Consider the following 23,616-nt stretch of genomic DNA (forward strand, 5'->3'; position numbering starts at 1 on the left):
AGTTAGCGGGTACGTCAATAGAAAGGGAGAATAAAATGTCTTTTCATTCTTATGAATCACGTATCGATGACGATCTGGAATTATTGAGTGAAACGCTGGAGGAGGTGCTGCGTTCTTCCGGCGATCCAGCCGATCAAAAATACCTTGAGTTAAAAGCGCGGGCAGAGCGGGCGTTAGAAGAGGTGAGAAATCGCGTCAGCCACGCCTCTGACAGCTACTATTACCGCGCGAAGAAAGCCGTTTGCCGGGCGGATGATTATGTGCATGAAAAACCCTGGCGCGGAATCGGCGTTGGTGCCACGGTCGGTTTAGTGATGGGATTATTGTTAGCACGGCGATAAATTCCATTCCGTCAGCGCATTTGTACGTACTCCCTAACTGGGGGTACTGCTTTTTCTGCTCAGTACCCCGTATAATGTGAGGTTTTTAACAGGGAGAGGTCCGCGTGCATTCAATCACTACTGCGCTGGAAAGTCTGATGCGTCATTTGTCGCAAGAGATACCAGCAGCACCTGGAATTCGTATTTACGATATCCCTTTCCCACTGAATGATGCGTTTGACGCTTTAGGATGGCTGGCCAGTCAACCTGTCTGGCCCCAGTTTTACTGGCAACAGCGTAATGGCGATGAAGAAGCCGCCGTACTGGGCGCTGTTGCCACATTTTCCTCGCTCGAATTAGCCCAGCATTTTTTACACCAGCATGATGATAATCCTGACCTGCGTATCTGGGGCCTGAATGCCTTTGAGCCTCAGCGCGGCCATTTGTTATTGCCACGGCTGGAGTGGCGACGTTGCGCGGGGGTGGCGAGCTTACGCTTACATCTCTATAGCGACGTGTCGCTGCGTGAAGACGCCGCGCAGGCGGTGGTGTTTATCTCATCGCTCGCCAACGTAAAGCCGCTGCCCGCATTGCGTCTGCGTTTGACGGGAGAACAGAACTGGCCGGATAAAACTGGCTGGACAGATCTGATAAAGCTCGCCACGCAAACGATCAATAGGGAACAGCTCGATAAGGTCGTGCTGGCGCGGGCGACCGATTTACAGTTTTCTCAGTCGGTTAACGCCGCGGCCGTGATGGCTTCCAGTCGTCGTCTAAACCTGAACTGCTACCATTTCTTTATGGCGTTCTCCGCAAAGTGTGCGTTTCTTGGTTCTTCCCCTGAACGGCTGTATCGGCGGCGTGACACGGCGCTGCGCACCGAGGCGCTGGCGGGAACTGTTGCCAACCACCCTGAGGATCATCGGGCCTGGCAGTTGGGGGAATGGCTAATGAAAGATGATAAAAACCAGCGCGAGAATATGCTGGTGGTCGAAGATATTTGCCAGCGTCTGCAAGGCTGTACGCAAACTCTTGATGTGCTGCCGCCGCAGGTGCTCAGACTGCGCAAAGTGCAGCACCTGCGCCGCTGTATCTGGACGGAACTGAATCAGGCTGATGATACGCTTTGTCTGATGCAACTCCAGCCCACGGCGGCAGTCGCAGGTATTCCGCGTGAGCTGGCGCGTGAATTTATCCAACAAAATGAACCGTTTGAACGCGAGTGGTATGCCGGTTCTGCGGGTTACCTTTCTCTGCGCCAAAGCGAGTTTTGCGTGTCATTACGGTCGGCGAAAATTAGTGAAAACGTGGTACGCCTGTATGCCGGGGCAGGGATCGTGCGTGGTTCAGATCCTGAACAGGAATGGCAAGAAATAGACAATAAAGCGGCAGGACTGCGCACTTTATTACAGATGGAAGGGTAATGAGTTGTATATTACCGACTCATATCAAAAATCCATTTATTCGATTCTTTATACTGTGTCGCAATATTGATACCGGACAATCTCATGTCAGTAAGCGCATTTAACCGACGCTGGGCGGCGGTCATTCTGGAAGCACTCACTCGCCACGGCGTCAGGCATGTCTGCATTGCCCCTGGCTCTCGTTCTACACCGTTGACTCTGGCGGCTGCGGAAAACCCGGCTTTTATTCACCATACTCATTTTGATGAGCGTGGCCTTGGGCATCTGGCCTTAGGTCTGGCAAAAGTCAGCCGGCAGCCTGTCGCTGTGATTGTGACGTCCGGTACGGCGGTGGCAAATTTGTATCCCGCGTTGATTGAAGCGGGCCTGACCGGTGAAAAGCTGATTCTACTCACGGCTGACAGACCTCCTGAGCTTATCGACTGCGGCGCTAACCAGGCGATTCGTCAGGCCGGAATGTTTGCCTCGCATCCATCGCAAACGCTCTCTTTACCGCGCCCGACCCAGAACATTCCGGCTAGTTGGCTGGTATCCACCATTGATAACGCCTTAGCTGCGCTGCATAGCGGGGCGGTTCATATCAATTGCCCATTTGCAGAACCGCTGTATGGCGACATGGACGAAACGGGGATTGACTGGCAGCAGCGCCTTGGCGACTGGTGGCAGGATGATAAACCCTGGCTGCGTGAGTCGCGTCGGCTGGAAAGCGACAAACAGCGTGACTGGTTTTTCTGGCGACAAAAACGCGGCGTTGTTGTTGCAGGCCGCATGAGCGCGGAAGAGGGCAAAAAGGTTGCGCAGTGGGCGCAGATGCTAGGCTGGCCGCTGATTGGCGATGTTCTGTCACAAACCGGACAACCTTTGCCGTGCGCCGACCTGTGGCTGGGGAATGCGAAAGCGGTCACTGAATTACAGCAGGCGCAGATTGTGGTGCAGCTTGGCAGTAGCCTGACCGGAAAACGGCTCCTGCAATGGCAGGCCAGCTGTGATCCGCAGGAATACTGGATTGTCGATAATATCGAAGGCCGCCTCGATCCGGCTCACCATCGTGGGCGCAGACTGGTAGCGACGGTTGGCGACTGGCTGGAGTTGCATCCGGCGGAGAAACGTCAGCCCTGGTGCGTGGAGATCCCACGCCTGGCGCAACTGGCCTGGCAGGCGGTAGAAGCCCGTCGCGACGCGTTTGGTGAAGCGCAATTAGCCCACCGTATCCGCGAATACTTGCCGGAGCAGGGGCAACTGTTCGTGGGCAACAGTCTGGTGGTGCGCCTGATTGATGCGCTGTCGCAGCTTCCGGCAGGTTACCCGGTCTATAGCAACCGTGGCGCGAGCGGCATTGACGGCCTGCTGTCAACGGCAGCAGGCGTACAGCGCGCCAGCGCGAAATCGACGCTGGCTATCGTCGGCGATTTATCTGCGCTGTATGACCTCAATGCGCTGGCGTTATTGCGCCAGGTTTCCGCGCCGTTTGTCCTGATAGTGGTCAATAATAACGGCGGGCAAATTTTTTCCCTGTTGCCGACGCCAGCAAGCGAACGTGAACGGTTCTACCTGATGCCGCAGAACGTGCATTTTGAGCATGCTGCCGCCATGTTTAACCTTAAATACCAGCGCCCGGAAAACTGGGAGCAACTGGAAAACGCGCTGACTAACGCCTGGCGTACTCCGGCGGCAACGGTGATTGAGCTGGTGGTAAACGAAACTGATGGGGCGCAAACCCTGCAGCAACTGCTGGCGCAGGTAAGCCATCTATGATCCTGCACGCGCAGGCGAAAGTGGGCCAGACGGGATTTCCCTGGCTGGTTTTCCTGCACGGTTTTTCCGGTGATTGTCGGGAGTGGCAGAGGGTTGGCGAAGCGTTTAAGAATTATTCGCGGCTGTATATCGACCTGCCGGGACACGGTGGCTCCGCTGACATCAGCGTGAGCGGATTCGACGACGTAAGCGCTTTGCTGCGTAACACGCTGCTTAGTTACAACATACTTAAATACTGGTTAGTAGGTTACTCTCTTGGCGGCAGAGTCGCGATGATGGCGGCTTGTCAGGAGATGCCAGGACTGTGCGGTCTGGTGGTTGAAGGTGGACATCCAGGCTTGCAAAGTGAGGAGGCGCGCGTTCAGCGTCGCCTCTCTGATGGTCGCTGGGCTGCGCGTTTTCGCGCTGAGCCGTTGTGCGAGGTGTTTATTGACTGGTATCAACAGCCGGTTTTTTCCTCGCTGAATGCGACGCAAAGAGAAGCGCTGGTCGCACTGCGTAGCCAGAATAACGGGCATACGCTGGCAGCGATGCTGGAGGCCACCTCGCTAGCCGTACAACCTGATTTACGTGCGCAACTCACTACGCGCACATTTCCGTTTTATTATTTATGTGGTGAACGTGACGATAAATTCCGCGCTCTGGCGGCGGAAATATCCGTACCAAGCCATGTGATTCGTAATGCCGGACACAACGCGCATCGGGACAATCCCGCTGGCGTGGTGGACTGTCTGGCTCAGATTCTGCATCGCTGACTATAGGACATTTTATGATCTATCCTGATGAAACAATGCTTTACGCACCGGTAGAATGGCACGATTGCTCTGAAGGCTACACCGACATTCTCTACGAGAAATCCACCGACGGTATCGCAAAAATCACCATTAATCGTCCGCAGGTACGCAATGCCTTCCGTCCGGTCACCGTGAAAGAGATGATCCAGGCGCTGGCGGATGCTCGCTACGATGACAACATTGGCGTGATTATTCTGACCGGTGCTGGCGACAAAGCGTTCTGCGCAGGTGGCGATCAGAAAGTGCGCGGTGACTACGGCGGATACCAGGATGATTCCGGTGTGCATCACCTGAACGTACTGGACTTCCAGCGCCAGATTCGTACCTGTCCGAAGCCGGTAGTGGCGATGGTTGCAGGCTTTTCCATCGGCGGCGGCCATGTGCTGCACATGATGTGTGACCTGACCATTGCGGCTGAAAACGCCATCTTCGGCCAGACCGGTCCGAAAGTCGGTTCCTTCGATGGCGGCTGGGGTGCCTCTTACATGGCGCGTATTGTCGGTCAGAAAAAAGCGCGTGAAATCTGGTTCCTGTGCCGTCAGTACGATGCGAAGCAAGCGCTGGATATGGGCCTGGTAAACACCGTGGTTCCGCTGGCCGATCTGGAAAAAGAGACCGTACGCTGGTGTCGTGAAATGCTGCAAAACAGCCCGATGGCGTTGCGCTGCCTGAAAGCTGCACTGAACGCCGACTGCGATGGTCAGGCTGGTCTGCAAGAGCTGGCGGGTAACGCCACTATGCTGTTCTACATGACGGAAGAAGGTCAGGAAGGCCGTAACGCCTTTAACCAGAAACGTCAGCCGGATTTCAGCAAATTTAAACGGAATCCGTAATGCGTAGCGCGCAGGTATACCGCTGGCAGATCCCCATGGACGCGGGGGTGATTCTGCGCGACAGGCGGTTAAAAACGCGTGACGGGCTGTACGTTCGCCTTTGTGACGGCGAGCGCGAAGGGTGGGGAGAGATCTCCCCGCTGCCGGGCTTCAGTCAGGAGAGCTGGGAAGAGGCGCAAACCGAGCTGCTGGCCTGGGTCAACGGCTGGCTACAGGGGGATTCTTCCTTACCGCAGCTGCCTTCGGTCGCCTTTGGCGCAAGCTGTGCGCTGGCCGAACTGGCTGGCGTATTGCCAGAAGACGCAGACTACCGTGCAGCGCCGCTGTGTACGGGCGATCCTGATGATCTGGTACTGCAACTGGCGGACATGCCGGGTGAAAAAGTAGCGAAGATCAAGGTCGGACTGTATGAAGCGGTTCGTGACGGTATGGTCGCCAACCTGCTGCTTGAGGCTATCCCGGAGCTGCATTTGCGACTTGACGCCAACCGAGCCTGGACGCCGTTGAAAGCCCAGCAGTTCGCGAAGTACGTTAATCCAGAGTACCGCGGGCGCATCGCTTTTCTCGAAGAGCCATGCAAAACCCGCGATGACTCTCGTGCTTTTGCGCGTGAAACCGGCATTGCCATTGCCTGGGATGAAAGCCTGCGTGAAGCGGATTTCCTCTTCGAAGCCGAAGAGGGCGTCAAGGCAGTGGTTATCAAACCTACGCTGACGGGCAGTCTCGATAAAGTGCGCGAACAGGTGGCAGCGGCGCATGCACTTGGTCTCACCGCTGTTATTAGTTCGTCGATCGAGTCGAGCCTGGGCTTAACCCAACTGGCGCGAATTGCCGCCTGGCTGACGCCGCAGACCATTCCGGGGCTGGATACCCTGAGCCTGATGCAGTGCCAGCAGGTACGCACCTGGCCGGGTAGCGCATTGCCGTGTATCGATGTTGATGCGCTGGAACGCCTGCTATGACCCAGCGGGAAATGCCCGATAGCGTAAGCATATCGGGCCTGGTACAACCCGATGACTGGCCGTGGCGTCACTGGCGACAGGTTCGTGCAGAGGTGCCTGCTCTACGCCTCAACGATGAAGTATTAAGCTGGAGCGAGCTTTGCACGCGCGTTGACCATCTGGCCAACGGTTTTGCCGCTCAGGGCGTGGAAGAGGGCGATGGCGTCCTGCTTCGCGCCTGGAATCATCCGCGTGCTTTGCTGGCCTGGCTGGCATTGCTGCAATGTGGGGCGCGGGTTTTACCTGTGAACCCGCAGCTGCCTCAATCGCTGCTTGACGCGCTGGTCCCGGACTTAACGCTGCGTTTTGCGCTGGATCTTGAGGCAGCTAATGTTCTCGCGGGACTCCATCCGTTGCAGATGCAGGCCGTGCCAGGCAAGCATGCCGCCGCGTGGTTACCCCAGCGGTTGAGCACGATGACGTTAACCTCAGGTTCTACCGGATTGCCAAAGGCGGCGGTGCATACCTGTCAGGCTCATCTGGCAAGCGCGCAGGGCGTGCTGTCATTAATGCCGTTTGACGCTGAAGATGATTGGCTGCTCTCGCTGCCGCTGTTTCATGTTTCCGGCCAGGGTATTTTGTGGCGTTGGTTGTTTGCCGGGGCACGAATGACCGTGCGCGACAAGCAACCATTGGAACAAATGCTGGCTGGATGCACTCATGCTTCGCTGGTGCCCACGCAGCTGTGGCGCCTGCTGGTCAACAAAACGGCGGTAACGCTCAAAGCAGTGCTCCTGGGTGGCGCGGCAATTCCTGTTGAATTGACGGAACAGGCGCGCGAGCAAAGGATTCGCTGCTGGTGCGGTTACGGTTTAACGGAGTTTGCTTCTACGGTCTGTGCGAAAGAAGCGGATGGCCTGGCGGATGTGGGGTCGCCCCTGGCAGGCAGAGAAGTCAGAATCGTTGATGGTGAAGTCTGGCTGCGTGCCGCCAGCATGGCGCAAGGTTACTGGCGTAACGGGCAGCTGATTCCTTTAGTAAACGCGGAAGGCTGGTTTGCCACCCGCGATCGCGGGGTGTTGAAGGACGGCAAGTTAACCATTGTCGGTCGGATGGACAATCTGTTCTTTAGCGGCGGGGAAGGCATACAGCCGGAAGAGGTGGAACGCGTGATTGCTGCGCATCCGCATGTTCTGCAAGCCTTCATTGTGCCGATAGAAGACAAAGAGTTTGGTCATCGCCCGGTGGCGGTCGTTGAGTATGACACCAATGCGGGTGACACCAATCTGGCAGAGTGGGTGAAAGATAAGCTGGCCCGCTTTCAGCAACCGGTATGCTGGCTGACATTGCCACCCGAACTAAAATCCGGAGGGATTAAAATCTCTCGTCGTGCGCTGTCAGATTGGGTAAGTGCTTCATTCTTAAAATTAAGCAAACAGTAATTACATTTCTCACTTTCGCTATTGAGTCGCTATTGTCATTTTGTTTATCTGCTAATGTGTAACCTGTTGTGAAATTTTTTAACAAAAGGTGCGCTATGGAATGGCATGTGAAGAAGTCTTGCTGTCACAAAAAAGCAGGCAGGCTCTATATCGTACTTTGTGATGGCGGCGGTTCGCTAAAAATGCTGGCTGAGGCGCACTCTTCCGAGTGGGTTAAGCCCGGAGACCTCCTTTCACCGCTGAAAGATGCACTGTATTGCATTAATCGCGATACCTCACGGTTAATCAAAATAATTGATGCCAGGCAGTACACGTGCGAGGAATGGGAACGCCTGTTACGACTGTCTGAAGATAAATAATCTCAGGGTTGGCGCTGGTGTGAAGGTAAAAAAATCGTCAGTAGCCCTGCCATGATGCACAGCACTCCGGCGAGCGCTTTCGCTGAAAATATTCCCTGCCAGCCGGGCAGGATCATTGATGCAACCCACACCAGTACATAGCTCAGGCTGAGCAGGGCATACGCTTTGCTCAGCGCGAGCTGGTGCAGCGCTTTATGCCAGCAAATCACCGACAGTAAATACCCTGCCAGTCCGGCATACAAAGCAAATGCGCCGACGCTAAGAGAGAATACGGCGGAAATGAATTGCTGCGGCTGCAGCATTGGCGGCAGATTATCCATCGCAAAGCCAAGACTCAACTGGGCGGCTGAAGTGATAATAACGCTGCATAATCCCCAAAAGATGCCCATTACACCGCGCTCCCAAGAATAAAGATGCCGGTGATGATTAACCCCACTCCCAGCCAGTGGCGCGGGGTGACGGGTTCGCGCCAGATTTTCCAGGCAGCCAGAGTCACCCATACAAAATTAAGACTCAGCATGGGGTAGGCGATGCCGACCGGAATGTTCTGCAGCACCGCCAGCCATAGCAGCATAGCCAGACCGAGACTTGCCAGAGCAAGCCCAATCCATAGCGTAATGTGGCGTTTTCGCGCTCGAACGGGAACGGGTCGCGACGCCTGCTTCTGACATAACTGACCGCAGACGCTGAGCAGGCTGGCGAGAACTAAGGCTATCCAGATCATTTCGGCCGATACTGAATCAGGACCAGACGCCCCTGATTATCGATATAGTCAGCGGGAGGGATAGCAAGTCGATTAATATCTTCATCCTTATCGACTGAAAGCACGAGCGTAATGTTTCCTTGCTGACGATGTTGCGCTAACCACGCGGCAAAGTTCCCCCGACCGACAAAACGACCCTGGGCATCCGGGTAGTTAAGGCCATATTTTAACTCGCCCGTTTGTCCGTACATTATGATGTCGTCACGCTTCAGGCTCCAGGCCAGCCCCGCGGCGACGCCAACGCTGTCGGTGAGAATATAACGGCTCGACTCCAGCGACTCTTTGGTCATCTCGACAAAAAATTGTGGCTGTTTAGATTCCATCACCCGGTCAGGAATGGAGAAGCCAAACAACAGTGCCAGGCCTAATGGACACAGCGCTGCGAACGTCCAGTTCTTCTCGCGGTTATTTAGCGTGTACCAGCCAAAGAGCGTCCAGATGATAAAAATGCCCCACGCACAAAACACCTTATAGGTTTCGATATGCGACCAGACCGGCGTCTTTAATGGACCCAGTGTAGAAACAATAAACGTGGCGACAATGCCGGTCACGCCGAACAGAACGTTGATCCAGCCATTCACGCGCAGCGCGGTTGCGCCTTTTTGCGCGGCCTGCAGGCCGAAACGCGCCGTCAATATTGCCAGCGGCGCGAAGCAGGAAAGAATATAGGTCGGCAGTTTTCCTTTCGCGATGCTGAAAAACAGGATTGGCATGATAATCCAGCTCAGCAGGTACAGTGCGCTGCGCGGAACATCCCGTTCACGCCAGCCCGTACGCAGCGCGCCGGGGAGCAGCCCGAGCCACGGTAATGCGCCAGCCACCAATACCGGAATGTAGTACCAGACGGGGGCCTTATGTTGGGCATCCTCCTGCGCGAAGCGTTGAATATGTTCAACCCAGAAGAAGTAATGCCAGAAATCCGGCTCACGCCGGGCAATCGCTATTCCCCAAGGCAGCACAGTCACGATGCAACCGACTACTGCCAGCAGACCGTAGATAATGAGATCTTTCCAGCGCTTTTGTACGAAAACCCACGGCAGTACGCTGAGTACAGGAACGGCGAGTGCCAGGAAACCCTTGGTCATCACGCCCATGCCGCAGGTTAACCCTAACAGCAGAAAGGCGGTAATTTTGCGCGTTCTGCTGGTGGCTTGCATCCCTTCCCAAAAGCAGCACATGCCCGCCATTAGCCAGAGCGCAATGATGGGATCAAGTACCGCGTAGGTGCCGATGCTGTAAACCGAAAAAAACGTTAAAAAGATAACCGAAGAGAGTACGGCGGTGCGCTTATCCCGCCACAACCGCATGGCAAGCCAGGCAACCATTAGCGCCGTCAGCAAAGTGGCAAAAATGGCTCCTGCTCTGACGCCGAAATTATTGGCGCCAAACAGCCATTGCCCGATGCTGTTTAACCAGTATCCGGCAATCGGTTTTTCAAAATACCGCAGCCCTAAAAAGTGCGGAACGATCCCGTCGCCAGAGGTCAGCATTTCCCGACTGATTTCGGCATAGCGCGTTTCATCAGGTTGCCACAGCAGGCGACTGTTGATGGGGAGAATAAAATACAGCGCAATAAAAGCGATAAATGCCAGGGTGTAGCGGACAGTAAGTTTCATCTTGTCACACTCACTGGTTGTTGGCGGCCGACCCATCCCTCTCTGCCGGGTATTTTGCCACGCACGATCTGCCCTGTTGGCAGCGAACTGACATCGTCCGGTAACAGGTCGCCGAGCGGGCAAAATGTTATCCCCATGTCTGCGGCGCGAGTAAGCAGCTCGTCAAAATTCTGCTGAAAGGCGATGCCTTCAACTTCCGCATGAATGGTATACACCGGTGTTCCTCTGCTCATCTGGATGTGGGAGAGAATGTAAGCGTTGAAGTCCACCGCCTGGACTTCCTGACCAACCACTTCATCCCAGGTGGGTAGCGTGACGGGAATTTGCGGCGTACCTGTTTTCCCGGACGTCAGCACCGGACGGAATAACGACGTTCCCCGACAGTCGCTGTTATAACGCAGATGGAACGTTTCTTTGGCGTGGACGACGCGATCGTCGGCACGCCATCCGGCAACGGCAGAACAAGTGACGGGTTGTCCGATAAGAGTTTCAAGGGCCGTGATGCCTCGTGAAATATCATCAATCAGCTGTTTGTCATTCCAGTTTCCGCTTCGCGCCTGCCAGGCATGGTGATCCCAGGCATGCAGACCGGTTTCATGAAGCAGGGCGGTTTGCGCAATGATCGCCGCGTTGGCCTGGCCGATCTCTTTTCCCGGCCAGGCGGTTCCCGCCAGCAATATATCCCATCCGTAAAGTGATGCGGCGTTTGAGCGCAGCATCTTCCACAGAAATTGTGGTTTCACAAGACGCCAGAGATGGCGTCCCATGTTGTCCGGTCCAACGCTAAAGAAAAAACTTGCACGCACGTTATGTCGGTTCAATGTCTCCAGCAGGCGGGGTACGCCTTCGCGCGTCCCCCTGAAAGTATCGACATCTATGCGCAAGCCGACTTGGGTCATGATGTGTGTTCCGTGATATTCACACTGCGTAAGAAGAAGTCCAGCGTCTCTTCTACCGTTTCCTGCATCTCAATGGTGGGCTCCCAGTTCAGGCAGCGTTTCGCATTGCGGATGTTGGGCTTACGATGTTCAACGTCTTGATAACCTTTACCATAGTAGCTGCTGCTTTCGACGTCACGGAAACCGGCAAACGGCGGGAAGTGGTTACGCAATGGATGTTTTTCAAAGCAGGTAAGCAGCATTTCTGCCAGTTCCTGAATACTCGCTTCGTTCTGCGGATTACCGATGTTGATAATCTCACCGTCGCAGCGTCCGCCTTCGTTTTCAATAATGCGGTATAGGGCTTCGATACCATCCCGAATGTCGGTAAAGCAGCGTTTTTGCTTGCCGCCTTCAATCAACTTAATCGGTGAACCCTCCACCAGATTGAGGATCAGTTGCGTAATGGCGCGTGAGCTGCCGATACGCGCGGCGTTAAGGCTGTCCAGACGCGGCCCCATCCAGTTAAATGGCCTGAACAGGGTGAAACGCAATCCCTCTTTTTCGCCGTAAGCCCAGATTACGCGGTCCAACAACTGCTTGGAAACGGAGTAGATCCAGCGTGGTTTATTCACCGGACCGACGATCAGATTCGAGCTGTCCTCATCGAAGACTTTGTCGGTACACATGCCGTAGACTTCGGACGTTGACGGGAAAATGATGCGCTTACGGTATTTCACGCAGTAGCGAATGATTTTCAGGTTCTCTTCAAAATCGAGCTCAAATACGCGCAACGGGTTGCGGGTATATTCGATTGGCGTTGCGATCGCCACCAGCGGCAGCACGACGTCGCATTTTTTAACATGGTATTCAATCCATTCGGAGTGAATGCTGATGTCGCCTTCGACGAAGTGGAATCGCGGATGCTGCAGAAAACGTCCAATGGCGTCACTGCCAATATCGAGCCCATACACTTCGTAATGATTTTCTTGCAGCAGGCGTTCGGTCAGATGGTTACCAATGAAGCCATTGACGCCAAGGATCAGCACGCGTGTACGATGTTTAGTGGTGGTAACTGACTGGCTGTTCAGGCGAGAACCTGGTACCAGGCCCAAAACCTGCGCCAGTTGTGACCCTTGCATTGCAATACCATCGCCAGCTTGTCCGGTAATAATTTCCAGGGCGCCATCGCCGCAGGCGATCAGCAAAGGAGAAACGGAGATGACGGTACCCGGTTGGGCCGCTGAGTCATTTACGCAAACGCGCGATGACCAGACGGTGAACTTTTGTGTGCCGACATAGCTATATGCGCCCGGCCACGGATCGCTGACGGCGCGGACCTGGTTATGCAACTCCGCGGCAGGTGTGTTCCAGTCGAGGAAGCTATCTTCCGGTGTACGGCGACCAAAACAGGTAGCATCTGCTTCCTGTTGGGGGCGTTCTGCATAATCCCCGGTTTTAATCGCGGGCAGTGCCTGTTCCAGCAGGTGACGCGCAGCCTGGCACAATTTATGGTGCAGCGTTAACGCCACGTCATCTGGCGAAATAGCGACGCGCTGCTGGGCAATAATGGCGCCAGCATCCGCGCGTTTGACCATGCGGTGAAGCGTGACGCCGGTTTCGGTTTCGCCATTGACCAATACCCAGTTCAGCGGCGCGCGACCACGGTATTTCGGCAGCAACGAACCATGCAGATTAAAAGCCCCGGCAGGCGCAAGACTGAGGATCTCATCACTCAGTAAATGACGATAGTAGAACGAGAAGATAACATCCGGCGCCAGTTGGCTAATGCGTTCAATCCACAAGGGATGATTGACCTCGTCCGGGGCGTAAACCGGAATTCCGGCGCTGGCGGCAAGGCGGGAAACCGATCCAAAAAATGCTTTTTCGCCCGGATTATCAGTGTGCGTAAAAATGGCAGCGATTTCATAACCGGCATCCAACAAAGCCTGGACACCCTGACATCCCATATCGTGATAGGCAAATACGATGGCTTTCATGCGCGGTTTTCCTCGGTTGGCTGCGTGGTTTGTGGGCGGATAACGTGTTGAACAAAATAGCGGGGGCGGGCGCGGACATCGTTATAGATGCGACCGATATATTCGCCGAGTAAACCCATGCCAATAAACTGTGCGCCGATAAAGGTAAACAGGACGGCAAACAGCATGAATACCCCTTCCGCGGCCCACTGTGGACCGAGCGTCAGACGCAGAACCACAAGCAGGATAGACAAGGTAAAGCCAGTGGCGGCGATTACGCTGCCCAACAGGCTCAACATACGAAGTGGCGTTGTGGTCAGACAGGTCACCAGGTCATACATCAGGTTGATCAGACGCATAAAGCTGTATTTGGAGTCACCAAATTCTCGCTCTGCATGGTGTACCGGGATTTCCGTAGCGCGCCGGGCAAAAATGTTGGCCAGAATCGGGATAAAGGTACTGCGCTCCTGGCAATGCAGCATGGCATCGACGATGTGGCGGCGATAAGCGCGTAACATGCAACCGTAGTCGCCCATCGCTTTACCGGTGGTGCGCTGAATCAGGTGGTTAATCATTCGCGATGCGGTCTTACGAAATACGCTGTCCTGACGGTTCTGACGTACCGTGCCGACCACATCGAAGCCTTCATCTGCGGTGGCGACCAGCCGTGGGATCTCCTCCGGCGGGTTTTGCAAATCGGCATCCAGTGTGATGATCACGTCGCCGGTGACATGACTGAAACCGGCCATAATCGCCGAGTGTTGCCCGTAATTGCGATTCAATAAAATAGAAACAATGTGGCTGTTCGGTGCCTGGGAAGCATCCATCATCAGCTGTGCGGAATGGTCGTTGCTGCCGTCATCAATTAGCAAAATTTCATAGTCTTTGCCCAATTTTTCGCAGGCAGCGCTGGTACGTCTGATTAACTCTGGCAAGCTTTCCTGTTCATTAAAAACGGGAATGACCACCGAGACTTTTTTGATCGGTGCTGCTTCAAACATGGTTATTGTCCTGCAATCTCGTGAAGTGCCGTAATTACCCGCTGGGTGTCATCGGCGGTCATATCGGGGAATAACGGCAGTGAGCAAATGCGCGCGCTATTCCATTCTGTATTGGGGAGCGAAAGGGTAGTGAAGCGTTCGCGGTAATATTTTTGCGTATGGGCCGCACGAAAATGCAGACCGGTGCCGATATTTTTGGCCTTTAACGCCTCCATTAAGGCATCTCTGCTCAGACCGCAGCGGGCTTCGTCAACGCGAATGATGAACAGGTGCCAGGCGTGAACGTGCGCCCACTGGGGCAGACTCAGTGGTTGAAATGGCGTATCGGCCAGCGCCTGTTGATACTCGCGGGCAATTTGTGCCCGGCGTGAGTTCAGGTGTTCCAGTTTATTTAGCTGTACCAACGCAATGGCGGCGTTGATATCCGTGAGGTTGTACTTGTACCCTGGCGCAAGCACTTCGGCCTGCGGCGCCCGGCCATAGGTTTGTCGATCAAAGGCATCAACGCCCAGACCGTGAAACTTCAGGCTGCGAAGCCGTTGGGCAAGCTGGCTGTCGTCGGTAACGATCAACCCGCCTTCGGCGCAGGTAATATTTTTGATGGCGTGAAACGAGAATATTGCCGTGCCGCGCGCGCCGACATGACGACCTTTATACAACGTCCCTACGGCGTGGGCCGCATCTTCTATAATCGGAATGCCATAGCGTTCGCCAATGGCATAAATCGCGTCCAGGTCGGCGGGGGCGCCTGCGTAATGTACCGGAATAATGGCTTTGGTTCGCGGGGTGATGGCGGCCTCAATTTGCTCCGGTGTGACCATGAGCGTATCGCGGTCGACGTCGATCATGACTGGCGTCGCACCCAACAGGACAATCATGTTGAGGGTAGAAACCCACGTCATTGACGGTGTAATGATCTCATCGCCTGCACCGATGTCCAGCGCCATCAGCGTGATGTGCATTCCTGCCGTAGCGGAGCAGACGGCGACGGCGTGTTGATTTCCCGTGAGCTGGCAGAAGGCTTCTTCCAGCTGTTGATTTTTCGGGCCGGTGGTTATCCATCCAGAGTCCAGAACCGTCTTCACAGCAGCAAGTTCTTCAGCCCCCATTGCCGGGCGAGAGAAAGGCAAAAAGTCAGACATCATTATTCCTTCAAGCCATTTAACGCCACCGACATTTTATTTTTAGTGATAAACAGGGGCGTCGTTAATTATTTCATCAGGCTTCAAAGGGTAATGACGGAAGGTTAATTTATCCTTAAGAGTTTAAGGTTTGGGAAAGAGAGAGGAATAGCGTATTTTTTATTTATCTTAATGAAAAAAGATCATGTAGTTTCTTGAGTAGTTTGGGCGACATTGCTGTTATCTGCAGACGGATGAGCGCAATGTCGCTATTAAGAATGCTAATTATATGCCGTTATTAAAATGATGATTTACAGTAACCCTTTCAAGGTTAACGTTTTACGCGTGGCGATATTTAAATCGTAGGAGCCGAGATCTTCCGCTTTAACCCAGGCGAATGCCTGGAATTCTTCGTTAATCTTCACTTCACGATTAGCCGCCACACAATCGAAGATGAGATAAATCATATAAATCTCTTCCTGACTGCCATCGGCGTACGTTTTGGTGCGAACATCGTCACTGAAGGTCCATGGCGTAATATCTGATAACACCAGTTGTTCGCCCAGCTCTTCTCTTACTTCACGGCGCAAAGCTTCTTCAATACGTTCACCCGGTTCAACGCCGCCGCCAGAAAGCGCCCACTGACCGGGGAACACACCCCGGTCGTCAGCCATTTTGCACAGTAAATAACAGCCATCGTTTTGAATTAATGGGCAAACAATTGTTCTTTGGCGCATAAGTCGAATCCTTGTAGGGGGAGGTATAGAAAATTCCATCTTGCACGCATCTTACCTTTTGCTGACGGTAGAAAAAACGCTTCATCGACGAATAACGCCGCTTTGCCAGGGAAAACAGGATGTTTGTTGAAAATGGCGTTCTGCTGCCCTCAGTGGCGTAATTGCTACAAGAATTTAACCTTATCTAAATCTTGTGAGTAGTATTTGCTTACAATATGTTATTGCATCGCTTTTTTAGTGCATTGATTCCTCGTGATCTAACAGTACAATTCACCGGTTTTGGGGCTATGTTTTGATTCTTGCTGGAAAGGATAGAAAATGAAAAAAAGTTTAATGTTGGGTTTTGCCGGAATGCTGTTTGTTTCCGCGTCGGCGAGCGCGATTAGCATCAGCGGCCAGGCTGGCGAAGACTACACCAACCTGGGGTTCGGTATGGGTACTGAGACCACCGGTTTGGCCGTCAGCGGTAACTGGATGCATAACGATGACGACGGCGATGCGGCCGGTCTGGGACTGGGTCTGAATATTCCTCTCGGTCCGCTGCTGGCAACGGTCGGTGGGAAAGGCATTTATACTAACCCGAATGATGGTGACGAGGGTTACGCGGCGGCGGTCGGTGGCGGTTTGCAGTGGCCGATTGGCGACAGCCTCCGCCTGTTTGGCGAGTATTATTACTCTCCCGATTCTCTTTCCAGCGGTATCGACAGCTATGAAGAAGCGAATGCAGGTGCGCGTCTGACCATTATGCGTCCGCTGAGCATTGAAGCCGGTTATCGCTACCTGAACCTGGCAGGCAAAGACGGTAACCGCGATAACGCGATTGCTGACGGCCCGTACGTTGGGGTTAACGCGAGTTTCTGATTTTTCCGGCGCGGCGTTCAGTCGCGCCTTCCCCCCTCCATGCGTTATAGTGTTTTCATCATAAAAGCAGGAGAACACGATGTTAAACGTGGAGATGCTATCCACCGGGGATGAAGTGTTGCACGGACAAATCGTCGACACGAATGCCGCCTGGCTGGCCGATTTTTTCTTTAATCAGGGGTTACCGCTAACCCGTCGCAACACGGTAGGTGACAATCTTGACGATTTGGTCGCCGTTTTGCGTGAGCGTAGCGAACATGCCGATGTACTGATCGTTAACGGCGGTCTGGGACCAACCAGCGATGATTTGAGCGCGCTGGCGGCGGCCACGGCAAAAGGTGAAGGGCTGGTGCTGCATGAAGCATGGCTCGCCGAGATGACGCGTTATTTCCGCGATCGTGGACGCGTGATGGCACCGAGTAACCGCAAACAGGCTGAGCTACCTGCCAGCGCGGAATTCATCAATAATCCCGTAGGAACCGCGTGTGGGTTTGCCCTGAAGCTTAACCGCTGCCTGATGTTCTTTACCCCAGGAGTGCCATCAGAATTTAAAGTCATGGTTGAGCATGAGATCCTGCCGCGTTTGCGTGAGCGTTTTTCGCTGTCTCAACCCCCGCTATGCCTGCGATTAACCACCTTTGGTCGTTCTGAAAGCGAGCTGGCGCAGAGCCTGGATCCGCTGCAATTGCCTCCGGGAGTGACAATGGGCTACCGCTCGTCAATGCCGATTATCGAACTAAAGCTGACCGGGCCGGATTCCCAACGGGAAGCGATGCTGGCGCTGTGGCCAGAAGTTAAGCGGGTTGCCGGGCAGAATATGATTTTCGAAGGTACGGAAGGTTTACCCGCGCAAATCGCCCGCACGTTGCAGGAACGGCAATACAGCCTGACGCTAAGCGAACAATTCACCGGTGGTCTGGTGGCGCTGCAGCTTTCGCGCGCGAATGCTCCGCTGTTGGCGAGCGAAGTGGTTCCGCCCCAGGAAGAAACGCTGGCGCAAACGGCACACTGGATAACCGAACGACGCGGCAACCATTATGCCGGGCTGGCGCTGGCGGTATCGGCTTTCGAAAACGAACATATTAACTTTGCGCTGGCAACGCCTGATGGAACGCATGCCTTACGCGTACGGCTGAACGCTAATCGTTATAGTTTGTCGGTGCGTCAGGAAGTGTGCGCAATGATGGCGCTCAATATGCTGCGCCGTTGGCTCAACGGGCAGGATATTGCCAGCGAACACGGTTGGATAGAAGTGGTTGAATCCCTGACGCTGCCTTCCTGACTTGCACTCTCTCACGCGCTTGTTATGGGAAGGCATTCTGGCCTTCCCGTTATCAGTCCAACCTGTTGTACTCTCTGTAAAAAAATCCGTGCGTTAGTTCACAATTATGCTCGTTTTTTCTCCAGCCAGCTGGAAGAACGAGAGGATTTGATGCGCTTCACAATTTTAACCCCCTTAACCTACCACACTGATTCCAGTATCTCAGACTGGAGTCCAGTATGTTGGAATCAAGCAAAGTTCCCGCGCTCACCAGGGCGATCGAAATACTCAATCTCATTGCGCGTATCGGCCCATGTAGCGCTGCCACCATCATAGAGACGCTGGGCATTCCAAAAAGCACCGCGTACCTGTTACTTAATGAACTGAAGCGTCAGCGCTTTATCAGCATTGATCATCAGGAAAATTACTGCCTGTGGACCAAGCTGGTTGAGTTGTCCGGGCATGCGCTGAGCAAGATGGATTTACGTGAACTGGCGCGTCCCCGGCTGACACAACTGATGGATGAGACAGGGTTACTTTGCCATCTCGGGATCATCGACCACGAAAGCGCGTATTACATTCTGAAAGTGGAATCGTCATCCACTATCAGCGTGCGCTCCCACGAAGGGAAAAGTCTTTCGCTCTATCGCTCGGGTATCGGCAAATGCCTGCTGGCCTGGCAACCGGCAGCCGCACGAAAAGCCATTATTGAACAGCTGATATGGGAACAGGCAACGCCTACCACTATCACCAGGCCACAGCAGTTGAAAGACGAGCTGGAGCGTATTCGACAGCGTGGATGGAGCTTTGATAATGGCGAAGATTATCCCGATGTTCGCTGCGTCGCAGCGCCTGTTTTTAACGCTAACAATGAACTGACCGCCGCGATTTCAGTGGTCGGCACTCGTCTGCAAATTAACGAAGAGAACCGTGATTATCTGGCCGGTAAAGCGATTGCCTGCGCCAGGGATATTTCACGCCTGTTGGGATGGAAAAGTCCCTTCGACTCACTCGCTTCATAAAAAGGAGAACACCATGACCCTACCTAAAATTAAACACGTTCGTGCCTGGTTTACCGGTGGTGCTACGGCGGATAAAGGCGCTGGCGGCGGCGATTATCACGATCAGGGGGCTAACCACTGGATTGACGATCATATCGCCACGCCAATGAGCAAATATCGTGAATATGAGCAATCGCGCCAGTCCTTTGGCATCAACGTATTAGGAACACTGATTGTTGAAGTGGAAGCTGAAAACGGACAGACCGGTTTTGCTGTTTCCACGGCAGGGGAGATGGGGTGCTTTATTGTGGAAAAGCATCTCAATCGTTTTATTGAAGGGAAATGCGTCAGTGATATCAAACTCATTCACGACCAGATGCTGGGCGCAACGATGTACTACTCCGGCTCCGGCGGTCTGGTGATGAACACTATCTCGTGCGTGGATCTGGCGCTGTGGGATCTGTTTGGCAAGGTGGTGGGTTTACCGGTCTACAAACTATTGGGTGGCGCGGTACGCGACGAAATTCAATTCTACGCGACCGGTGCGCGCCCTGATCTGGCGAAAGAAATGGGCTTTATTGGCGGCAAAATGCCGACCCACTGGGGGCCGCACGACGGGGATGCGGGGATCCGCAAAGATGCGGCAATGGTAGCCGACATGCGTGAGAAATGCGGTCCGGATTTCTGGTTGATGCTCGACTGCTGGATGAGTCAGGACGTGAACTATGCCACCAAACTTGCCCATGCCTGCGCACCGTCTAATCTGAAGTGGATCGAAGAGTGTCTGCCGCCGCAGCAGTATGAAGGCTATCGCGAGCTGAAACGTAACGCCCCGGCGGGGATGATGGTCACCAGCGGTGAACACCACGGGACGCTGCAATCCTTCCGCACGCTCTCAGAAACCGGCATCGATATCATGCAGCCTGATGTGGGCTGGTGCGGTGGGTTAACCACGCTGGTGGAAATTGCCGCTATTGCTAAATCGCGCGGACAGCTGGTAGTGCCGCATGGTTCCTCGGTTTACTCGCACCATGCGGTGATCACGTTCACCAATACCCCGTTCAGCGAGTTTTTGATGACCAGCCCGGATTGTTCAACGATGCGTCCACAGTTTGATCCGATCCTTCTGGACGAACCAGTACCCGTCAATGGCCGCATTCATAAGTCGGTGCTCGACAAACCAGGATTTGGCGTCGAGCTTAACCGCGACTGCAATCTGAAGCGCCCTTATAGCCACTAATGACCAGTGCGTTGCCAATGCCACGGCAACGCCCTCATTTCTTTGAGGATCTTGCTATGAGTACCACGTTACTTGATGGTGTGGTGAAGAAAAACCGCGCCCGTTTGATTCCCTTTATGCTAGCGCTGTATGTACTGGCGTTTCTTGACCGCTCGAACATCGGTTTTGCCAAAGAGACCTATCAGATTGATACCGGTCTGAGCAACGAAGCTTATGCGTTGGGCGCGGGGATTTTCTTTGTGGTTTACGCCTTTCTGGGGGTTCCTGCCAACCTGTTGATGCGTAAATTTGGTGCCAGAACCTGGATTGGTACCACCACGTTGCTGTGGGGATTCCTCTCTGCGGCGATGGCATGGGCGGATACTGAATCGAAATTTCTGATTATCCGTACTCTGCTGGGGGCGGCAGAGGCGGGCTTCTTCCCCGGTATGATCTACCTGACGTCCCAGTGGTTCCCTCAGCGTAACCGCGCCAGCATCATGGGGCTGTTCTACATGGGGGCGCCGCTGGCGTTAACCTTGGGATCGCCGCTTTCCGGTGCGCTGTTGGAGATGCACGGCTTTATGGGGCATCCAGGGTGGTTCTGGATGTTCGTTATCGAAGGTTTACTGGCGGTAGGTGCGGGCATTTTCACCTTCTTCTGGCTGGATGATACCCCGCAGCAGGCGCGTTTCCTGAGCGCGGAGGAAAAGGCGTTACTTATTAGCCAACTGGCGAGTGAAGAGGAGAAAAAGGTCACTTCACGCCTGTCGGATGCGCTGCGTAATGGCCGTGTCTGGCAACTGGCGATTATCTATCTGACGATCCAGGTGGCGGTGTATGGCCTGATCTTCTTCCTGCCAACTCAGGTTGCTGCGTTGTTAGGGACAAAAGTGGGCTTTACGGCTTCGGTCGTGGCGGCAATACCGTGGGTGGCGGCGCTGTTTGGTACCTGGCTTATTCCCCGCTACTCCGATCGCACCGGCGACCGGCGTAATGTTGCCGCGCTGACGCTGCTGGCGGCAGGAATCGGCATTGGCCTTTCCGGGCTGGTTTCACCGGTACTGGCGATTGTGGCGCTCTGCGTCGCGGCGGTCGGTTTCATTGCGGTACAGCCGGTGTTCTGGACGATGCCAACGCAACTTCTTTCCGGGACTGCTCTGGCGGCGGGGATCGGCTTCGTCAACCTGTTTGGTGCCGTCGGCGGCTTTATTGCTCCCATTCTGCGCGTCAAAGCCGAAACGGTGTTTGCCAGCGATGCGGCGGGCCTGCTGGTCCTCGCGGGCGTCGCGATTATTGGCTCGCTAATCATCTTTACGCTGAGTGTGAACCGTTCAGTTTCACAAGCAGGCGCTGCGCATCATTAATCTTATCTACGTTGTAAGGATCGTTATGAACGCATTGTTATCAAATCCCTTCAAAGAAGGATTACGCAAAGGGGAAGTCCAGGTCGGCCTGTGGCTCAGTTCGACCACCTCTTACATGGCGGAGATTGCCGCGACGTCGGGCTATGACTGGCTGCTGATTGATGGAGAACACGCGCCGAACACGGTGCAGGATCTTTACCATCAGTTGCAGGCGATTGCGCCTTACGCCAGCCAGCCTGTGGTTCGCCCGGTGGAAGGCAGTAAAGCGTTGATCAAGCAGGTGCTGGATATCGGCGCGCAGACGCTGCTTGTCCCGATGGTCGACAGCGCAGAGCAGGCGCTTCAGGTGGTTTCCGCGACTCGTTATCCACCGCTCGGCGAGCGTGGTGTCGGCGCCAGCGTGGCACGGGCGGCGCGCTGGGGACGTATCGACAATTATATGGCCCAGGCTAATGAATCACTCTGCCTGCTGGTACAGGTCGAAAGCAAAGCGGCACTGGATAATCTGGATGCCATTCTGGACGTTGACGGTATTGACGGTGTCTTTATTGGCCCGGCGGATCTTTCTGCGTCGTTGGGCTATCCGGATAATGCCGGACACCCGGAGGTGCAGCGGATCATTGAGCAAAGCATTCGCCGTATTCGCGCAGCCGGAAAAGCAGCCGGTTTCCTCGCTGTTGACCCAGCAATGGCGCAGAAATGTCTGCAATGGGGAGCAAATTTTGTCGCGGTAGGCGTGGATACCATGCTTTATACCGAAGCGCTGGATCGCAGGCTGGCAATGTTTAAGCCAGGCCAGAGTACGCAAACGTTGAAAAGCAGTTATTAATATCGGGCCCGGTGGTGTAGCGCCATCGGGCCTGAAATAGCTCCTAATGGTGATGTTCTGTCACGTCGTCAGCAGAAAATCCGGTAATGGTCAGGACTGTCTCATGATCGATGCCTCGCTCCAGCATCATGCGGGCAATACGCAATGCTTCTTCTCGTGTTCCTTTTAGCCAGCCTTCCTGCAATCCATTGTGATGGCCTTCCTGGCGTAGTTTCTCTGCGATCGTCATCAATTTCTCCTTGTTATGGGGTGAGCGCCCGGCAATTTCACGGATAAATTCGCTGACATGAGAAGCCTCACCGCGCTGTAGCAGATAATTAAACAGCGTTTGCAACTGGCTGTCATTAACGGTACGAGTAACTAAAAGCGCGACCAGACTGTCCACCAGTCCCATCAAATCGCGATCGCGGATATGTTTTTGCATCAGTTCAAGTAGAGCGATACGTCGATGCTGCATAATCTCGTCGTCAGATACCACAGTGATGTCCACTAGCGGAAATGCTTCTGAGTAAAGCTTGCGCGCCAGTTGTGGGTAATCAAATTCGTCCAGCCAGTTGAGCGACCACGGATACGGGCTCTGTTGCCCGTGATAAAAAAGTATGGGGATAACCAGAGGTAGCGTTCTGTATCCGGCATCCAGGTGATATTGCATGGCGGCAGTGGCATAACGCATCAGGCGAAATGCCATGTGTTGTACCGCTGTACTCTGATGTTCGATAACGCAGTAGATGTAGCCTTCACCTTCGCGGGTTTTTAACGACCACAATACGTCGGAATAGTAAGCACGGAGATCCTTTTCGATAAAACTGGTAGGCTCCAGCTTCAGCGTTTGCAGGTCACATATCTCGCGTAATGCGACTGGAAGGTGAATTTCAAGAAAATCGCGAGCCATCTCAGGATAAGAAATTATCTTTTTAAAAACCGCATCATGCGGTGTTGATGTTGCTGATTTAGCCATGGTAGTCCGTCACCAGAGGAAGAAGATGGCGTGACGGTACCCACGGATGACGCGGGCTGCATTCGTGGAATTGATTCTTTGCGTGGAGGAGTCAGAGATAAATACGTCCGGTTGCAACGTATTCAGTTATGTGCAACGGCATTCGCAAAATGCCCGG

General features: G+C 54.1%; 23 protein-coding genes. 14 read left to right on the top strand and 9 right to left on the bottom strand.

Annotated features, from left to right (window positions below):
• Nucleotides 1-35 precede the first annotated feature (35 nt).
• The 8 genes from elaB (at nucleotide 36) to pmrD (ending at nucleotide 7,868) form a co-directional block, all read left to right on the top strand.
• A complete protein-coding gene (elaB, locus tag OGV52_RS21840) occupies nucleotides 36-341 on the top strand; it encodes a stress response protein ElaB (RefSeq protein WP_003027683.1) in 306 nt (101 codons plus the stop codon).
• A gap of 104 nt (nucleotides 342-445) precedes the next feature.
• Nucleotides 446-1,744, top strand: coding sequence for an isochorismate synthase MenF (gene menF / locus OGV52_RS21845; RefSeq protein WP_141875455.1), 1,299 nt, complete (start codon nucleotides 446-448; stop codon nucleotides 1,742-1,744).
• A gap of 84 nt (nucleotides 1,745-1,828) precedes the next feature.
• Nucleotides 1,829-3,499 carry a 2-succinyl-5-enolpyruvyl-6-hydroxy-3-cyclohexene-1-carboxylic-acid synthase gene (gene menD / locus OGV52_RS21850; RefSeq protein WP_287109139.1) on the top strand — a complete coding sequence of 557 codons (1,671 nt, stop codon included), beginning with the start codon at nucleotides 1,829-1,831 and terminating at the stop codon, nucleotides 3,497-3,499.
• Nucleotides 3,496-4,254: a 2-succinyl-6-hydroxy-2,4-cyclohexadiene-1-carboxylate synthase gene (gene menH / locus OGV52_RS21855; protein ID WP_287109141.1), complete on the top strand. Its 759-nt coding sequence runs from the start codon at nucleotides 3,496-3,498 to the stop codon at nucleotides 4,252-4,254. The genes menD and menH overlap by 4 nt, the downstream gene beginning before the upstream one ends.
• Before the next feature lie 14 nt (nucleotides 4,255-4,268).
• Nucleotides 4,269-5,126: a 1,4-dihydroxy-2-naphthoyl-CoA synthase gene (gene menB, locus OGV52_RS21860; protein WP_003027671.1), complete on the top strand. Its 858-nt coding sequence runs from the start codon at nucleotides 4,269-4,271 to the stop codon at nucleotides 5,124-5,126.
• Nucleotides 5,126-6,088 (top strand): o-succinylbenzoate synthase, encoded by a 963-nt coding sequence (menC, locus tag OGV52_RS21865; RefSeq protein ID WP_046275931.1) that lies wholly within the window; start codon nucleotides 5,126-5,128, stop codon nucleotides 6,086-6,088. Before menB ends, menC begins: the two co-directional genes overlap by 1 nt.
• Nucleotides 6,085-7,509 carry an o-succinylbenzoate--CoA ligase gene (gene menE, locus OGV52_RS21870; protein WP_181221398.1) on the top strand — a complete coding sequence of 475 codons (1,425 nt, stop codon included), beginning with the start codon at nucleotides 6,085-6,087 and terminating at the stop codon, nucleotides 7,507-7,509. Before menC ends, menE begins: the two co-directional genes overlap by 4 nt.
• Nucleotides 7,510-7,604: 95 nt before the next feature.
• A complete protein-coding gene (gene pmrD, locus OGV52_RS21875) occupies nucleotides 7,605-7,868 on the top strand; it encodes a signal transduction protein PmrD (protein WP_047416297.1) in 264 nt (87 codons plus the stop codon).
• A gap of 2 nt (nucleotides 7,869-7,870) precedes the next feature.
• Here the strand turns inward: pmrD and arnF are convergent, their stop codons facing one another.
• The 8 genes from arnF to nudI all read right to left on the bottom strand — a co-directional run bounded on the left by arnF (nucleotide 7,871) and on the right by nudI (nucleotide 15,963).
• Nucleotides 7,871-8,257, bottom strand: coding sequence for a 4-amino-4-deoxy-L-arabinose-phosphoundecaprenol flippase subunit ArnF (gene arnF / locus OGV52_RS21880; protein WP_016153820.1), 387 nt, complete (start codon nucleotides 8,255-8,257; stop codon nucleotides 7,871-7,873).
• Entirely contained in the window at nucleotides 8,257-8,592 is a 336-nt protein-coding gene (arnE, locus tag OGV52_RS21885; RefSeq protein WP_016153819.1) for a 4-amino-4-deoxy-L-arabinose-phosphoundecaprenol flippase subunit ArnE, read from the bottom strand. The genes arnF and arnE overlap by 1 nt, the downstream gene beginning before the upstream one ends.
• Nucleotides 8,589-10,247, bottom strand: a complete 1,659-nt coding sequence (gene arnT / locus OGV52_RS21890; RefSeq protein WP_200046881.1) for a lipid IV(A) 4-amino-4-deoxy-L-arabinosyltransferase — start codon at nucleotides 10,245-10,247, stop codon at nucleotides 8,589-8,591. The genes arnE and arnT overlap by 4 nt, the downstream gene beginning before the upstream one ends.
• Nucleotides 10,244-11,146 carry a 4-deoxy-4-formamido-L-arabinose-phosphoundecaprenol deformylase gene (arnD, locus tag OGV52_RS21895; protein ID WP_019077280.1) on the bottom strand — a complete coding sequence of 301 codons (903 nt, stop codon included), beginning with the start codon at nucleotides 11,144-11,146 and terminating at the stop codon, nucleotides 10,244-10,246. Before arnD ends, arnT begins: the two co-directional genes overlap by 4 nt.
• Nucleotides 11,143-13,125: a bifunctional UDP-4-amino-4-deoxy-L-arabinose formyltransferase/UDP-glucuronic acid oxidase ArnA gene (gene arnA / locus OGV52_RS21900; RefSeq protein ID WP_287109144.1), complete on the bottom strand. Its 1,983-nt coding sequence runs from the start codon at nucleotides 13,123-13,125 to the stop codon at nucleotides 11,143-11,145. Before arnA ends, arnD begins: the two co-directional genes overlap by 4 nt.
• On the bottom strand, nucleotides 13,122-14,105 hold the full coding sequence (gene arnC, locus OGV52_RS21905) for an undecaprenyl-phosphate 4-deoxy-4-formamido-L-arabinose transferase (RefSeq protein WP_141895440.1): 984 nt from the start codon (nucleotides 14,103-14,105) through the stop codon (nucleotides 13,122-13,124). Before arnC ends, arnA begins: the two co-directional genes overlap by 4 nt.
• 2 nt (nucleotides 14,106-14,107) lie before the next feature.
• Nucleotides 14,108-15,247 carry a UDP-4-amino-4-deoxy-L-arabinose aminotransferase gene (gene arnB / locus OGV52_RS21910; protein WP_153690740.1) on the bottom strand — a complete coding sequence of 380 codons (1,140 nt, stop codon included), beginning with the start codon at nucleotides 15,245-15,247 and terminating at the stop codon, nucleotides 14,108-14,110.
• 290 nt (nucleotides 15,248-15,537) lie between these two features.
• Nucleotides 15,538-15,963, bottom strand: coding sequence for a nucleoside triphosphatase NudI (gene nudI / locus OGV52_RS21915; protein WP_016153813.1), 426 nt, complete (start codon nucleotides 15,961-15,963; stop codon nucleotides 15,538-15,540).
• Between the two features lie 318 nt (nucleotides 15,964-16,281).
• On the opposite strand from nudI, the gene OGV52_RS21920 reads away from it, so the two are divergent.
• The 6 genes from OGV52_RS21920 to yfaU all read left to right on the top strand — a co-directional run bounded on the left by OGV52_RS21920 (nucleotide 16,282) and on the right by yfaU (nucleotide 22,501).
• Nucleotides 16,282-16,824, top strand: a complete 543-nt coding sequence (locus tag OGV52_RS21920; RefSeq protein ID WP_016153812.1) for a YfaZ family outer membrane protein — start codon at nucleotides 16,282-16,284, stop codon at nucleotides 16,822-16,824.
• A gap of 79 nt (nucleotides 16,825-16,903) precedes the next feature.
• Nucleotides 16,904-18,106 carry a nicotinamide mononucleotide deamidase-related protein YfaY gene (locus OGV52_RS21925; RefSeq protein WP_080858929.1) on the top strand — a complete coding sequence of 401 codons (1,203 nt, stop codon included), beginning with the start codon at nucleotides 16,904-16,906 and terminating at the stop codon, nucleotides 18,104-18,106.
• 218 nt (nucleotides 18,107-18,324) lie between these two features.
• A complete protein-coding gene (locus OGV52_RS21930) occupies nucleotides 18,325-19,107 on the top strand; it encodes an IclR family transcriptional regulator (protein WP_287109147.1) in 783 nt (260 codons plus the stop codon).
• A 13-nt stretch (nucleotides 19,108-19,120) separates the two neighbouring features.
• Nucleotides 19,121-20,326, top strand: a complete 1,206-nt coding sequence (gene rhmD / locus OGV52_RS21935) for an L-rhamnonate dehydratase (protein ID WP_016153809.1) — start codon at nucleotides 19,121-19,123, stop codon at nucleotides 20,324-20,326.
• Between the two features lie 56 nt (nucleotides 20,327-20,382).
• Entirely contained in the window at nucleotides 20,383-21,672 is a 1,290-nt protein-coding gene (locus tag OGV52_RS21940; protein WP_047359210.1) for an MFS transporter, read from the top strand.
• 25 nt (nucleotides 21,673-21,697) lie between these two features.
• Nucleotides 21,698-22,501, top strand: coding sequence for a 2-keto-3-deoxy-L-rhamnonate aldolase (gene yfaU, locus OGV52_RS21945; RefSeq protein WP_016153807.1), 804 nt, complete (start codon nucleotides 21,698-21,700; stop codon nucleotides 22,499-22,501).
• 43 nt (nucleotides 22,502-22,544) lie between these two features.
• Here the strand turns inward: yfaU and OGV52_RS21950 are convergent, their stop codons facing one another.
• On the bottom strand, nucleotides 22,545-23,459 hold the full coding sequence (locus OGV52_RS21950; protein ID WP_287109149.1) for an Rpn family recombination-promoting nuclease/putative transposase: 915 nt from the start codon (nucleotides 23,457-23,459) through the stop codon (nucleotides 22,545-22,547).
• Nucleotides 23,460-23,616 lie beyond the last annotated feature (157 nt).

Source organism: Citrobacter sp. Cb041 (genome assembly GCF_030336655.1).
In the GTDB taxonomy this organism is placed as follows: Bacteria; Pseudomonadota; Gammaproteobacteria; order Enterobacterales; family Enterobacteriaceae; genus Citrobacter; species Citrobacter braakii.

Bases quoted from the DNA above. Each gene is read 5' to 3' on its own strand.
- elaB (WP_003027683.1), top strand. From the start codon at position 36: ATGTCTTTTCATTCTTATGAATCACGTATCGATGACGATCTGGAATTA.
- menD (WP_287109139.1), top strand. From the start codon at position 1,829: ATGTCAGTAAGCGCATTTAACCGACGCTGGGCGGCGGTCATTCTGGAA.
- menH (WP_287109141.1), top strand. From the start codon at position 3,496: ATGATCCTGCACGCGCAGGCGAAAGTGGGCCAGACGGGATTTCCCTGG.
- menB (WP_003027671.1), top strand. From the start codon at position 4,269: ATGATCTATCCTGATGAAACAATGCTTTACGCACCGGTAGAATGGCAC.
- menC (WP_046275931.1), top strand. From the start codon at position 5,126: ATGCGTAGCGCGCAGGTATACCGCTGGCAGATCCCCATGGACGCGGGG.
- menE (WP_181221398.1), top strand. From the start codon at position 6,085: ATGACCCAGCGGGAAATGCCCGATAGCGTAAGCATATCGGGCCTGGTA.
- pmrD (WP_047416297.1), top strand. From the start codon at position 7,605: ATGGAATGGCATGTGAAGAAGTCTTGCTGTCACAAAAAAGCAGGCAGG.
- arnF (WP_016153820.1), bottom strand. From the start codon at position 8,257: ATGGGCATCTTTTGGGGATTATGCAGCGTTATTATCACTTCAGCCGCC.
- arnE (WP_016153819.1), bottom strand. From the start codon at position 8,592: ATGATCTGGATAGCCTTAGTTCTCGCCAGCCTGCTCAGCGTCTGCGGT.
- arnT (WP_200046881.1), bottom strand. From the start codon at position 10,247: ATGAAACTTACTGTCCGCTACACCCTGGCATTTATCGCTTTTATTGCG.
- arnD (WP_019077280.1), bottom strand. From the start codon at position 11,146: ATGACCCAAGTCGGCTTGCGCATAGATGTCGATACTTTCAGGGGGACG.
- arnA (WP_287109144.1), bottom strand. From the start codon at position 13,125: ATGAAAGCCATCGTATTTGCCTATCACGATATGGGATGTCAGGGTGTC.
- arnC (WP_141895440.1), bottom strand. From the start codon at position 14,105: ATGTTTGAAGCAGCACCGATCAAAAAAGTCTCGGTGGTCATTCCCGTT.
- arnB (WP_153690740.1), bottom strand. From the start codon at position 15,247: ATGTCTGACTTTTTGCCTTTCTCTCGCCCGGCAATGGGGGCTGAAGAA.
- nudI (WP_016153813.1), bottom strand. From the start codon at position 15,963: ATGCGCCAAAGAACAATTGTTTGCCCATTAATTCAAAACGATGGCTGT.
- OGV52_RS21920 (WP_016153812.1), top strand. From the start codon at position 16,282: ATGAAAAAAAGTTTAATGTTGGGTTTTGCCGGAATGCTGTTTGTTTCC.
- OGV52_RS21925 (WP_080858929.1), top strand. From the start codon at position 16,904: ATGTTAAACGTGGAGATGCTATCCACCGGGGATGAAGTGTTGCACGGA.
- OGV52_RS21930 (WP_287109147.1), top strand. From the start codon at position 18,325: ATGTTGGAATCAAGCAAAGTTCCCGCGCTCACCAGGGCGATCGAAATA.
- rhmD (WP_016153809.1), top strand. From the start codon at position 19,121: ATGACCCTACCTAAAATTAAACACGTTCGTGCCTGGTTTACCGGTGGT.
- OGV52_RS21940 (WP_047359210.1), top strand. From the start codon at position 20,383: ATGAGTACCACGTTACTTGATGGTGTGGTGAAGAAAAACCGCGCCCGT.
- yfaU (WP_016153807.1), top strand. From the start codon at position 21,698: ATGAACGCATTGTTATCAAATCCCTTCAAAGAAGGATTACGCAAAGGG.
- OGV52_RS21950 (WP_287109149.1), bottom strand. From the start codon at position 23,459: ATGGCTAAATCAGCAACATCAACACCGCATGATGCGGTTTTTAAAAAG.